Raw genomic sequence first — 13,149 nt, 5'->3', positions numbered from 1 at the left:
TCAAATCAACTGCAATGAATGCTCATTTTTGCAGTCAAATAAAAAAACGCCGCTTCTGCATATAAAAATTATTACGCATTTCGAATAGGTGAAAATTGTCAAAAAAATTATTCAAATTCAGTCTCGTTTTTGTCATCTGCCTGTTCACGGCAGCACTGATCATCACAGGGGCAAATAACTATCCCGGGTCGAAGCTGCTTTATATGCTTTTCTCGGTGGTCTTTTGGTTGATGCTGTTGAGTTCAATTGGGAAGCGCACGCATTACGGCTATCTCTTTTTATCTGTGGCGTTGTGGTTAGGTTTTTGGGGGAAAATAACCGCGCATTTGCTTCTTGACTATCCTTATTTGGAACCGACAGGTGGTTTTGACGGATCTTCAACTGCATGGAACAGCGTATTATGGGTTGCCATCTCGGCGAGTGCAGGTGTCATGCTTGGCAAATTATTACTTTCGCCCTTCCGGAAAAACTACTCCAGAGCGGTTACGGCAGATGAAGCGAAAGCACCAGTTTGGTACCCAGCTGCCAGGAGGTGGCTCTGGCCAGTCTCTTTATTCGGAATAATTGCTATTGCCGCATTGAATTTAATATTGGGAATACAGCAAATCGGCTTAGTTCCACGCACGATATTGCCTTGGCCGTTGAATGCATTAATCGCGTGGCAAGTGAGTATAGGCGGCGCCCTTCTGCTGACGATCCTGCTTTGGTGGGAGATATTGTTGAAGAAGGGAATTTCAGCGTCTATTTATGCGCTGCTTATTGAAGCAGTAACCTCCACGGGCAGCCTGTTAAGTCGGGGAATATATATTTTTCACACCATTCCACAGTTATTTGCATTATTTGAAAATAGGAAATTACTTGTAAAAGCGTCACGAATAAAACTTGCTGCGCTCTTTTTGGCATTCACCGCCCTGATGGTGATTTCCATATCTGGTGTTACGACCTTCCGTGCTTATATGTATCCGCATGCTGGTGGATTCACCACAGAAGAACAAAAACGAGTGACCCGCCTGGAAGTTGTTGAAGGTGGAATAGCTAGGGCAAAGAGGTTAATTTTAAAAGGGGAACCCCATGAGGGACATCTTCTTGAACTGTTTGCCGAGAAAGCTCAACTGGAACGACAAAAAAAGCAGTCCCGACTGGAGGTTCTCGAAGGCGGAATAGCGCGCGTAAAAAAACTAATCCTGCAAGGAGATCGACAGGAAGGGCATCTGCAAGATTTACTCACTGAAAAAGCGCAGCTAGAGAAGCTCTTATTAAAAGAAAATCTGCAAGAATTCTATTCTCATGAATGGCTTGCTGAGAAAACTCAATTGGAGCGTATTTTGTTGAGCGGAGGGCCACAGAAGAAACTTCTTGGTGAATGGCTTGCTGATCAAATACCACTTGAAAAAGTTCTATCAAAAAATGAAATCAAAAGTGATGATTTGGTAGTTCGAGACAAAGTTGTTAATGTCAAAAATGCTGCGCCGCCGCCTTCACCTCCTCCCAATCTGTTAGAAAGTAAAAGTAAGCTAATCAGCGAACTTTATTATCAAATCGGTACGGGCGCATTCTCACGCATACTGACTTTGGCCGTCGACCGATGGATTGGCTTGGAGGGCGTGATGGCTGTGCATGCATATCCAGACAAGAGCAGTAAATTACTACTCGATGCCGCCAAGGAAAAAAGAGAAATTGGCAAGACCACCAAATTTCAGGAAATCAGCAACTCGCATTACCGACGGATGGATTCCACCATCTGGCAATTCGCCAGCTTGCCGGGTGCTGCAGCCTTCTTTTATTTCAGTGGCTCACTGTGGGTGGTTGTGTTAGGTATGGCGATATTGGCTTTGATTTTGCAAGTCTGTGAGCAATTGATTTTTAAACTGACATCCAATCCCTTACTCTGCTCGATGTTCGGCTTGACCATGGCAAACACGATTACACAATTTGGCGTAACGCCTCGGCAAGACATTCCGTTTTACAGCATGATCTTCGGTTTTGTAATTCTGGTCTGGATGGCGCAATCCGACAAGGTAGCCGGGATGTACCTCAAACATGTAGCGAATCGTGGCAAACGGGGTTCGGTTTGAAAGAGGATATTTCAGCAAGATTTTTTCTGCATGCAACAAACGTGCATCACGGCGGCGGGGCGACATTGCTCCGCGCCCTGCTCGAAACTCGTCTCCCCCACCTGGCAGTCTCCGCGCAGCTGGATACAAGAATGGCCTTGCCGCCGGGTCTGGCGGAGAGCACCGACATCAGGCGAGTCAAGCCTTCGCTATGGCAACGCCTGCGCGCGGAGTGGTGGTTGGCCGGGGCCACATCGTCAAACGACACTGTTTTGTGCTTCGGTAACCTGCCGCCGCTCTTCAGGACGGCAGGCCGCGTCATTGTTCTGATTCAAAACAGGTACCTGATTGATGACGTCAGCCTGAAGGATTTCCCCCTCAAAGCCCGGCTAAGACTGCAAATTGAGCGCTGGTGGCTTTCTGCAAAGGCGGCAAACGCCTCTGCTTTTGTTGTGCAGACCCCCTCCATGAAAGCGATTTTGCGGGCCTCGGGCAAAGCACGTGGAAAGCCTGTTTACGTTTTGCCCTTTGTCAGTGTGAGCGACGGCTACCAGAGATCATTGACACCGCCTCAGCCCGTGACGGGAGTTAACAGCATATTTCTATATGTAGGCTCCGGAGAGCCGCACAAAAACCATCGCCAGCTGATTGAGGCTTGGTGCCTGCTGGCCCAGGAAGGTCTGTTCCCGGCCTTATGGCTGACGCTGGATGGTTATGCCAACGCCGACTTGTGCGCCTGGATTGCCCAAAAGGAGCTGGATTTCGGGTTAAATCTCCAAAATTTGGGGGGGCAATCTCATGAGCAGATTAAGCAACTTTATACTCAGGTACAAGCTTTGATCTTCCCATCGACCTTCGAATCTTTCGGACTTCCACTGATAGAGGCCCGGCAAGCCGGGCTTGCCGTCGTGGCGTCTGAGCTGGATTTCGTAAGAGACGTGCTCGATCCCGAGCAGGTCTTTGATCCCGAGTCTCCCGTATCCATTGCCAGGGCTGTGAAGCGATTTATGGGAGCAAGCGAAGAGGCCTTACCTCTGCTCAATGCCGCCGAATTTATGAAGAGCCTTTTGGAAAAGTGTGAATAGCGTGCGTATCCTGATTGTCAGTCAGTATTTCTGGCCCGAAGGCTTTCGCATCAACGACATTGTCAAGACACTGGTGGAAAAAGGCGTACGTGTCGACATATTGACCGGCAAGCCCAATTACCCGGAAGGGCGCATCACCGAGGGCTACCGCGCATGGGGCACACAGCTTGAATTCTGGGAGGGTGCGACGGTATTTCGTGTGCCGCTGTTTCCGCGCGGCGCGCGCAGCGCCTGGCGACTCGCTCTCAACTACTTGTCATTCATTTTTTCTGGCCTGATTTTTGGGCCGTGGCTGCTGCGCAAGCGGCAATACGACGTGGTGTTTGTCTACGGACTGTCACCCATACTGCTCGCCATTCCGGGCATTTTCCTGGCCCGATTGAAGCGGCGAAAACTTGTTCTGTGGGTGCAGGATCTCTGGCCCGACAGCCTGTCGGCCACGGGCTACATCCGTCACCCGCGTTTGCTCCGATGGGTTGAGCGGGTGGTCCGGTGGATTTATAGGCATTCGGATTTGATCCTGGTACAGTCCCGCGCATTCATTGCTGCCGTGTCCGCGCTTGCGCCGGGCAAGACCATCGTTTACTACCCCAACTCTGTAGATGCCACTTTCGGCGAGCCGCCAGACCCGCGTGTGGTTTTGCCTGAGGTAGCGGCACTGGAGACTGGTTTTCCAGTGGTGTTTGCGGGTAATGTTGGCGTGGCGCAGGCGATAGAAGTTATCGTGGAAGCAGCCGAGCTGCTGAAGTCCCTATCCGAAATTTCCTTTGTTGTATTCGGGCAGGGAAGCAGATGGGACTGGATGCGAGAGCAAGTTGTCATACGAGGGCTGACAAATCTGCATTTACCCGGGCGCTTTCCTGTAGAGACCATGCCCGGTCTAATGCAAAAGGCGGGGGCTTTGCTGGTGACCCTAGCCGATGAACCGATTTTTGCGGCCACGGTACCCAATAAGATACAGGCCTACATGGCTTCTGGCCGGCCAATTGTGGCCTGCCTCAATGGCGAGGGCGCACGCGTCGTGGAAGATGCACAGGCAGGAATCAGTGTTCGAGCCGAAGATGCAAAAGCACTGGCTGATGCCGTTTTAAGGCTCTACAGCATGTCACCCGCACAGCGCGGCGAGATGGGTGCCAATGGTCGGAGATACTTCAAGGCCCATTTTGACCACGACAAGTTGGTTCAGGAACTGATGGCGCACTTGCGCAGCATGTCGGCAACATACAAGGAAATGGAATGAAGGTATTGGTCTTTGGAGCCAGCGGAATGATCGGCAGCGCCATGTTTCGCGTGCTAAGTGAGAAGAAAGAATGGGATGTCTGGGGTACGCTGCGTTCTGACAATTTAAAGCGGTTTTTTCCAGAAGTTCTCGCCTCCAGGCTGATTTCGGGCGTGGATGTCGAAAAGCACGACGCACTGGTGCGGATTTTTGCGCTGGTGCAGCCAGATGTGGTGGTGAATTGCGTTGGGCTGACAAAACACCATCGAGAAGCCGAAGACCCGTTGCTGGCCATACCGTTGAACGCGCTGCTTCCGCATCGAATGGCCGATATGTGTGCGGCGACCGGGGCGCGACTGGTCCACGTGAGCACAGACTGCGTGTTTTCCGGCACAAGGGGCGGCTACGTCGAGGACGACGCGCCTGACGCGGTGGACGTTTATGGCAAGTCCAAGCACCTGGGTGAGGTGGATGACGCACACGCCATTACTTTGCGCACCTCAACCATCGGCCATGAATTGCAGAGTGCCTATGGATTGCTTGAATGGTTCCTGTCGCAGCAGGGTTCTTGCAAGGGGTTTAGCCGAGCCATTTTTTCCGGCCTGCCAAATGTTGTCTTTGCCCAGGTGGTGCGTGATGTTGTAATCCCCCGCCCTGAACTTTCCGGCCTTTTCCACGTCGGCGCGCAGCCGATCGGCAAGTATGATCTGCTGCAGCTGATCGCCAGGACCTACAACAAGTCCATCAACATTGAGATGGACGACAAGTTCGTTATTGACCGTTCACTGAACACGCAACGTTTCCAAAATGCGACGGGTTACATCGCTCCCGGTTGGAGCGAGCTGGTTGGCACAATGCATTCCTTTAATTGATAACACCACACCATGTTCGATAACAAAGTACTCATGATTACCGGTGGTACGGGCTCGTTTGGCAATGCCGTTCTCAAACGCTTTCTTTCGACGGCGGTACGCGAAATACGCATTTTCAGCCGTGATGAGAAGAAACAGGAAGAAATGCGCATTGCCCTGAGTAACGACAAGCTGAAGTTCTATATTGGCGATATCCGGAATTACGACAGTATTCATCAGGCCATGAAAGGCGTTGACTACGTTTTTCATGCTGCCGCGCTCAAGCAGGTGCCGTCGTGCGAGTTTTATCCGATGGAAGCGGTGCGGACCAACGTACTTGGCGCTGAAAATGTCATGAACGCCGCCATTGCGCATGCCGTGAAGCGGGTAGTGGTGCTCAGCACTGACAAGGCTGTTTATCCCATCAATGCCATGGGTGTTTCCAAGGCCATGATGGAAAAGCTCATGGTCGCGAAAGCGAGGATGCAGGACGAAGGCGAAACGGTTCTTTGTGCCACCCGCTACGGCAACGTGATGGCGTCGAGAGGTTCCGTCATTCCATTGTTTGTGTCGCAGCTGAAGACAGGCATGCCTTTGACCGTTACAGATGCCAATATGACCCGTTTTCTGATGTCGCTGGATGATTCCGTGGATCTGGTGCTTCACGCGTTTGAACACGGCAAGCAGGGCGACATTTTTGTGCAGAAGGCGCCGGCTTCAACGGTCGCAGATCTCGCACAGGCGCTGAAATCCCTTTTTGGAAAAGACAATCCCGTCCGGATTATCGGAACACGTCACGGCGAAAAACTTTATGAGACATTGGTATCTAGAGAAGAAATGGCGAAAGTCGATGATATGGGTGAGTACTACCGTATTCCTGCCGACAACCGAGATTTAAACTACGCCAAGTATTTCAGCGATGGCGAAGAGCGTATTTCCCACCTTGATGACTATACCTCGCACAATACCCGGCGACTGAATGTTGGAGAGGTCCAGGCGCTTTTGCAAAAACTTGAATTTATTGAGGAGGCGTTTCGTGTTTAAAGTGATGACGATAGTCGGGACACGTCCTGAGTTGATCAAAATGAGCCGCGTGATCGCGGCACTCGACAAGTACACCAACCATGTGCTGGTGCACACGGGCCAGAACTTTGACTATGAGCTGAATCAGATCTTCTTTGAAGACTTGCAGATTCGCAAGCCCGATCATTTTCTGGAGGCCGTCGGGGAGAACGCCGCGCAGACAATCGGGCAGATCATCATGAAGGCCGATGCGGTGCTGGAAAGCGAGCGTCCTGATGCCGTTATGCTGTACGGAGACACTAACTCATGTCTGGCGGTCATCGCCGCCAAGCGACGGAAAATTCCAGTGTTTCATATGGAGGCTGGCAATCGGTGCTTCGACCAGCGTGTTCCTGAAGAACTCAACCGAAAGGTGTTAGACCATCTGTCTGACATCAACATGGTTCTGACGGAGCACGCACGCCGCTACCTTATCGCTGAAGGGGTTCGGCCTGAAACGATCATCAAGACCGGCTCCCACATGCGCGAAGTCATCGATTTTTACATGCCAAAAATCGAAAAATCCGATGTCGTTTCACGTTTGAAGCTCAAGCCAAACGAATTCTTTCTTGTCAGTGCACACCGGGAAGAAAACGTGGATTCTCCTGATGCGCTGCGGGACCTTCTTGAAACCCTCAAGGAACTGGTCAAAAAATATGGCTTCCCGGTCATCGTCTCTACACATCCCCGGACACGCAAGCGCCTCGAAGAAGTTGGGTACGAAGGGCTCGACAAGCGAATCATTTTCGGGAAACCACTGGGATTTTTCGACTATATGAAACTGCAGACCGAGGCCTATTGCGTTCTCTCGGACAGCGGAACAATCACTGAAGAAACGTCGCTCCTGAACCTGTGCTCCATCACGCTTCGAAATGCGCATGAACGACCTGAAGGGATGGATGTGGGGACGCTGATCATGAGCGGACTCCGGAAGGATCGTGTGCTGGATGCCATTGAAATCGTGAAATCACAGTACAGCAAAGACCGGCGCCCGGTTTTGCCGATTGCTGACTATGAGAACCCTCATGTTTCTACCCAGATCGTCAGGGTTGTCACAAGCTACATCGACTACATCAACCGGGTGGTCTGGTCAAAAAAATAATAGACTCGCCGGTGGTCGGAACAAGGGTCTTCGGCGTGGAGTTTTTATGAAGCGCTTATTCGATTTGTGTTCGGCCCTGCTGGCTGGACTGGTTTTGCTGGTGCCTATTGCGCTGGTTGCTGTGCTTGTCCGGTTGACGTCAAAAGGGCCGGTGATTTATTGGTCCGACCGGTTCGGGCAGCACAACACGATATTCAGGATGCCAAAATTCAGAACTATGCAAGTGGATACGCCCGCAGTGGCAACGCATCTCCTGGCTGATCCAAAGCAGTTCCTCACTCCTCCCGGGTCTTTCCTGAGGCAATCAAGCCTTGATGAACTCCCGCAATTGTGGAGCATCCTGAAGGGCGACATGAGCCTCGTAGGCCCAAGGCCGGCCTTGTTTAATCAGCATGATCTTGTCGCCTTGCGCACGCAATTTGGTGTGCATGAATTGGTACCGGGGCTGACGGGTTGGGCGCAGATCAATGGTCGGGACGAATTGCCCATTCCGGATAAGGTGAAGCTGGATGTCGAGTATTTGCAGCGTCAGTCACTGTGGTTTGACATGCGTATTCTCTGGCGCACTTTTGTAAAAGTGCTGCGCCGGGACGGCGTGTCCCATTGAAAGCTACCCGCTAATGATTAAAAATCCTGGCATCCGCTTGGGGCTGGTGTGTTTGGTTGCCGCGTCGGTCGGGCTGTCTCTAGCCATTGTAAGTATCAGTAAGGTCTTGCTGGTGATTGCGGTTCTGGTTGTGCTTTTGAGGGGCGGACGGTGTGCTACGGACGTGGCGCCTCTGCAGAAGATGTGGACCCCGCGGCTGGCGACCTTCGTGGTATTTGTTTTTGCATTCAGCCTTCTTTGGACTACCGCACCCATGAACAGTGCGCTTGGCGCGGTTGGCAAGTATGGCAAATTTTTGGTGATTCCCGCTCTTCTGGTACTGATTCGAACGCGCCAAGAGGCTTTGTATGCCTTGGCCTTTTTCCTGGGTGCGCAAGTTTTTTTGCTTCTCAGCGCCTGGTTGCTCTATTTTCATGTCCCGGTTCCGTGGGCCACCGCAAACATGGCCAAGACCTCCTACGCGGTCTTTTCCAGCTATCTGGATCAGGGCATCATGAGCGCGGTGGTTTCTGCCGTTTTCTGGCATTTGAAAACGCTCGCTCCTACTCGACCGTTGTTTTTCGCGGCCATCGCTATATCTATCCTGGCGCTGGGAAACGTATTGATTGTTTTTTCGGGCCGTACGGGTTATCTCGTTGCAGTAACGATGGTGTCTCTGGCTATTTTCTGGGCTATGCCTGGAAGGTACCGCTTCGCTTCCGTATTCGTACCGCCACTGATAGTTCTGGTGGCCTTTTTCAGTTTTGACAAGGTGGCGCAGAGATTTTCGGTCATCAAGACGGAGATATCGGCTTATTCTTCCAAACCCGATCCGCTCAGTTCATCCGGCGTGAGATTAAATTTCTGGAAAACATCGGTTAGGGCGATTGCCGAAAAACCCTTGATGGGATCTGGTGCGGGTAGTTGGGTCACGGAGTTCAACAGAATTGAGCAATTAAAAAACCCCGCACATAAAAGTCTGGGTTCTTATTACTACTATGCGCACGGCAACCCTCACCAGGAATTTCTGCTATGGGGTGTGCAGTTGGGAGTGGGTGGAATTCTCCTCTTGTGCTCATTTTTTGGATCCATCTTGTTTGACCTACGCAAGATGGATCACCCTGTTGCCCGGGCAGGGCAGTCAGTGCTGCTTGCACTGATAGTGTCTTGCCTGTTCAACTCATCCCTGTACGATGCCTACATTGGTGATTTTTTCTGTGTATCGCTGGGCGTCCTGTTAGCTTACGGCTTTCATAGTCGTGAGGTATCACGGAGCAGCATCGCGGAGGGTGTGCAACACTTTAAATATGAAGATCGGTTGATAAAAACATGAAATCCGGGAAGCGAACCTGGGCATGGGCTCAGGGTGGGGTACGTCGAAAACGCTTTTTTCTCCAGCTTTTGTCGGACGATGCGCATGCGTAGCCAGGTTCTCAGTTGGTCGCGCGTGACCAAATGGTTACTGGTGATGTTGCTGGATGTCGTCATGGCCGTGACTGCCATGTGGATGGCGTTCTCGCTGCGGCTGGACACGCTGCACTGGCCCTCCGACATGCAGTGGGTGGCCTACGCTTTGGCACCTGTGCTTGCCGTTCCGGTTTTCATCAAATTTGGGCTTTACCGCGCCATTTTCAGGTACACCGGCCTCGCCGCTTTGGTAGCGACTGCGCAGGCGGCCGCAGTGTATGGGGTATTGCTCTTTGCGCTGCTTTTGTGGCAGCAATGGCCTGGCATACCGCGAACTATCGGTTTGTTGCAGCCGCTGATTTTTCTGGTCCTTGTGGGCATCAGTCGCGCACTGGCACGGTTCTGGTTGTCGGACCCCGGCCGCATGGCCCGCCAGATAGAAGGGCGTCTGCTGATCTATGGCGCGGGCAATGCTGGCGTTCAGACGGCCACTGCCATCGGTATCACCGGTCAGTACAAGCTGATTGGTTTCATTGATGATGATGCGTCCAAGATGAGGCGCAGTATCAATGGGGCCCCGGTATTTGGCCCAGCCGATATCTCGCAAATCGTGACCCGACATCAGGTCACTGACATCTTGCTGGCGCTGCCTCGTGCCTCCAGAGAGCGCCGCAATAGCATCATCGAAAGTCTGCGTGGTTTGCCTGTACATATTCGTACGTTACCTGCCTGGGCCGACCTCGCCAGTGGACGGGTGACGGTGCGTGATTTTCGTGAGCTGGATGTGGAAGACTTGCTGGGCCGCACGCCCGTACCGCCTGATACCGACCGGTTAGCGCGCGACCTGACCGGAAAGGTGGTTCTGGTTACGGGCGCGGGAGGCAGTATCGGTAGCGAGTTGTGCCGGCAGATAGTTCTACAGCGACCGCGTCAGTTGCTACTGCTGGATCACAGCGAGTTTGGTCTATACGCCATTCACCAGGAGCTTCAGGCCTTGTGCTCAGCCAGGGAGTTTTCAGAGCAATCACCAGTGGAGCTGGTCCCGCTGCTCGGGAGCGTCCTCAACTTTGCACGCATGTCCGCCCTGTGCTCACTTTACCGGCCTGCCATCGTCTACCATGCAGCCGCTTACAAACATGTGCCCATGGTGGAGAGTAATGCCGGTGAAGGTATTGCAAACAATGTGTTTGGCACGCTTAACATGGCCCGTGCCGCGCTGGAGAACACGGTTGCACGTTTCGTACTTATCTCGACCGATAAAGCGGTGCGTCCTACCAATGTCATGGGCGCCAGCAAGCGCATGGCAGAGTTGGTTCTCCAAGCGCTGGCGGAAGAGGGTGCACCGGTCTTCCTGGATGGCAGCCCCGGATCTGGTAGCTCTCAGGGCAACCAGACCTGCTTCACCATGGTTCGCTTTGGCAATGTGCTTGGTTCTAGCGGTAGTGTTGTGCCACTGTTTCGGCGTCAACTCGCTGATGGTGGCCCGCTGACGGTGACTCATGCCGAGGTTACGCGGTATTTCATGACCATTCCCGAGGCTGCTCAGCTGGTGCTTCAAGCGGGCGCCATGGCGGTGGGGGGAGATGTTTTTGTGCTCGACATGGGGACTCCTGTGAAGATACTGGATTTGGCTCGCCGCATGGTGGAGCTATCAGGCCTGACAGTGCGGGAGGACGGTGCGACTACGGGTGATATTGAGATCAGGATCACAGGTTTGCGGCCTGGTGAAAAACTCTACGAAGAATTGCTGATTGGCGACAACCCTGAGCCAACAGCACATCCCCGCATCATGAAAGCCCATGAACCTTGCCTGTCATGGGCTGACCTTACCCCGGAGTTGCGTGCTCTCTGGCTTGCCGCTCAGGTAAACGACGTCGATGCGATCAAGGGCACGCTCAAACGCCTTGTGCAGGGATACCTGCCGAGTTGATGCGTATTCGGAGATTTTGTTGTGCATGCGGCACAATTCAGGAATTTCCCTTCTTCTTTATTCAAGGCCCGCCGCAATGACGACCATCTCTTCCCCGGACCCCGACCTCTCCCACGTAGGCCCGCGCGACAAGGCCGAAATTCTGGCGCAGGCGCTGCCTTACATCCGCAAGTTCCACGGCAAGACGCTGGTCATCAAGTACGGCGGCAATGCCATGACGGACCCGGCCTTGCAGGCAGACTTTGCCGAGGACGTGGTGCTGCTCAAGCTGGTGGGCATGAACCCGGTGGTGGTGCATGGCGGCGGGCCGCAGATTGAAACGGCACTGAACCGTCTCGGCAAAAAGGGGCAATTCGTCCAGGGCATGCGCGTCACCGACGAGGAAACCATGGAAGTGGTGGAGTGGGTGCTGGCAGGCCAGGTGCAGCAGGACATCGTGGGCCTGATCAACCAGGCCGGCGGCAAGGCGGTGGGCCTGACGGGGCGCGACGGCGGCCTGATCCGGGCGCAGAAACTCAAGATGGTCGACAAGGACGACCCGGCCAAGGAGCACGACATCGGCTTTGTCGGCGACATTCTCAGCATCGACCCCAGTGTCGTCAAGGCGCTGCAGGACGATGCTTTCATTCCCGTGATCAGCCCGATCGGCTTTGGCGAGCACAATGAAAGCTACAACATCAACGCCGACGTGGTGGCGGGCAAGCTGGCCATTGTGCTGAAGGCAGAAAAGCTGGTGCTGCTGACAAACACCCCAGGTGTTCTCAACAAGGCCGGCGAGCTGCTGACCGATCTCAGCGCCCGCGAAATCGACGACCTGTTTGCCGACGGCACCATCTCCGGCGGCATGCTGCCCAAGATCGAGGGTGCGCTGGACGCGGCCAAAAGCGGCGTGAACTCGGTGCACATCATCGACGGCCGCGTGCCGCATGCCATGCTGCTGGAGATCCTGACCGATCAGGCCTACGGCACCATGATCCGATCGCATTAAAACGCGCCCATGAAGCTACTGCGCGTCTGCCATGCGTTGTTGCGCGGTGCTCGCAATCCTCATGTGCGTCAAGCACATTCCGATTGCTGCGCTCCGTGCGCCTAGCCTGACAGCCGCTCGCTACGCTTCCTGAACGCGTTTTCCAACTTTGATCGAGGCTTTATGAGATTGCTCCTCGTTGAAGACGACGTCATGCTGGCCAGCGGCATCAAGCTGGGGCTCAGCGACGCCGGTTACGCGGTCGACTGGGTCGGCAGTGCCGAGCGTGCCGAAGAGGTGTTGCAGGGCGAGAATTTTGACGCCGCCATCATCGACATCGGCCTGCCCAAAATCGACGGGCTGGAGCTCACGCGCCGGCTGCGCAGCCGCGGGCTGGCCATGCCGGTGCTGATCCTCACGGCGCGCGACGCCCTGGAGGACCGGGTGCAAGGCCTGGACCTGGGGGCGGACGACTACATGGTCAAACCCTTTGAACTGCCCGAGTTGCTGGCGCGCCTGCGTGCGCTGCTGCGCCGCTCGCAGGCGGCCACCAGCGCCATTTTGAGTTTTGGCGCACTGGAGCTCGACTCGGCGAACCGCCAGGCGCGCGCCAACGGCCAGCTGATCGATCTGGGACCGCGCGAATGGACGGTGATGGAGTATTTGCTGATTCACGCGCCCAAACCTGCCAGCAAGGAAAAACTGCTCGCCGCGCTGACCGGCTGGGACAAGGAAATCACCCCCAACGCGATCGAGGTCTACGTCTCGCGCCTGCGTGGCAAGCTGGAGCCGCACGGCATCGCACTGCGGTCCATTCGCGGCTTTGGTTACCGGCTGGAGCTGGTGGGCGGCGAGTCGCTGGACGCGCCGGTTGGGTAGACTGCCC

Annotated in this window: 11 protein-coding genes; all 11 read left to right on the top strand. The window is 54.1% G+C overall.

Annotation, left to right across the window (positions count from 1 at the left end; translation table 11 throughout):
- The first annotated feature begins 95 nt into the window (after positions 1–95).
- The 11 genes from B7X65_RS08635 (at position 96) to B7X65_RS08585 (ending at position 13,142) form a co-directional block, all read left to right on the top strand.
- Positions 96–2,075, top strand: a complete 1,980-nt coding sequence (locus B7X65_RS08635; RefSeq protein ID WP_293593879.1) for a hypothetical protein — start codon at positions 96–98, stop codon at positions 2,073–2,075.
- Entirely contained in the window at positions 2,072–3,139 is a 1,068-nt protein-coding gene (locus B7X65_RS08630; protein WP_293593878.1) for a glycosyltransferase, read from the top strand. The genes B7X65_RS08635 and B7X65_RS08630 overlap by 4 nt, the downstream gene beginning before the upstream one ends.
- A gap of 1 nt (position 3,140) precedes the next feature.
- Positions 3,141–4,379 (top strand): glycosyltransferase family 4 protein, encoded by a 1,239-nt coding sequence (locus B7X65_RS08625; protein ID WP_293593877.1) that lies wholly within the window; start codon positions 3,141–3,143, stop codon positions 4,377–4,379.
- A complete protein-coding gene (locus B7X65_RS08620) occupies positions 4,376–5,230 on the top strand; it encodes an SDR family oxidoreductase (protein ID WP_293593876.1) in 855 nt (284 codons plus the stop codon). The genes B7X65_RS08625 and B7X65_RS08620 overlap by 4 nt, the downstream gene beginning before the upstream one ends.
- Before the next feature lie 12 nt (positions 5,231–5,242).
- Positions 5,243–6,253, top strand: a complete 1,011-nt coding sequence (locus B7X65_RS08615) for a polysaccharide biosynthesis protein (RefSeq protein ID WP_293593875.1) — start codon at positions 5,243–5,245, stop codon at positions 6,251–6,253.
- On the top strand, positions 6,246–7,373 hold the full coding sequence (gene wecB / locus B7X65_RS08610) for a non-hydrolyzing UDP-N-acetylglucosamine 2-epimerase (protein ID WP_293593874.1): 1,128 nt from the start codon (positions 6,246–6,248) through the stop codon (positions 7,371–7,373). Before B7X65_RS08615 ends, wecB begins: the two co-directional genes overlap by 8 nt.
- Before the next feature lie 46 nt (positions 7,374–7,419).
- Complete coding sequence (locus B7X65_RS08605; protein WP_293593873.1) at positions 7,420–7,980, top strand: sugar transferase; 561 nt, start codon at positions 7,420–7,422, stop codon at positions 7,978–7,980.
- A 13-nt stretch (positions 7,981–7,993) separates the two neighbouring features.
- Positions 7,994–9,292 carry an O-antigen ligase family protein gene (locus tag B7X65_RS08600; RefSeq protein ID WP_293593872.1) on the top strand — a complete coding sequence of 433 codons (1,299 nt, stop codon included), beginning with the start codon at positions 7,994–7,996 and terminating at the stop codon, positions 9,290–9,292.
- 84 nt (positions 9,293–9,376) lie between these two features.
- Positions 9,377–11,296, top strand: coding sequence for a nucleoside-diphosphate sugar epimerase/dehydratase (locus B7X65_RS08595; protein WP_293593871.1), 1,920 nt, complete (start codon positions 9,377–9,379; stop codon positions 11,294–11,296).
- 76 nt (positions 11,297–11,372) lie between these two features.
- The gene (argB, locus tag B7X65_RS08590; RefSeq protein WP_293593870.1) at positions 11,373–12,284 is read left to right on the top strand and encodes an acetylglutamate kinase; all 912 of its coding nucleotides are present in this window, start codon (positions 11,373–11,375) and stop codon (positions 12,282–12,284) included.
- A 162-nt stretch (positions 12,285–12,446) separates the two neighbouring features.
- A complete protein-coding gene (locus tag B7X65_RS08585) occupies positions 12,447–13,142 on the top strand; it encodes a response regulator transcription factor (protein ID WP_293593869.1) in 696 nt (231 codons plus the stop codon).
- Positions 13,143–13,149: the final 7 nt, after the last annotated feature.

The organism is Polaromonas sp. 39-63-25 (genome assembly GCF_002278925.1).
Taxonomy (GTDB): domain Bacteria; phylum Pseudomonadota; class Gammaproteobacteria; order Burkholderiales; family Burkholderiaceae_C; genus Polaromonas.
Note: the sequence above shows the minus strand (reverse complement) of the source record. Positions and strands in the feature narration are given on the sequence as shown.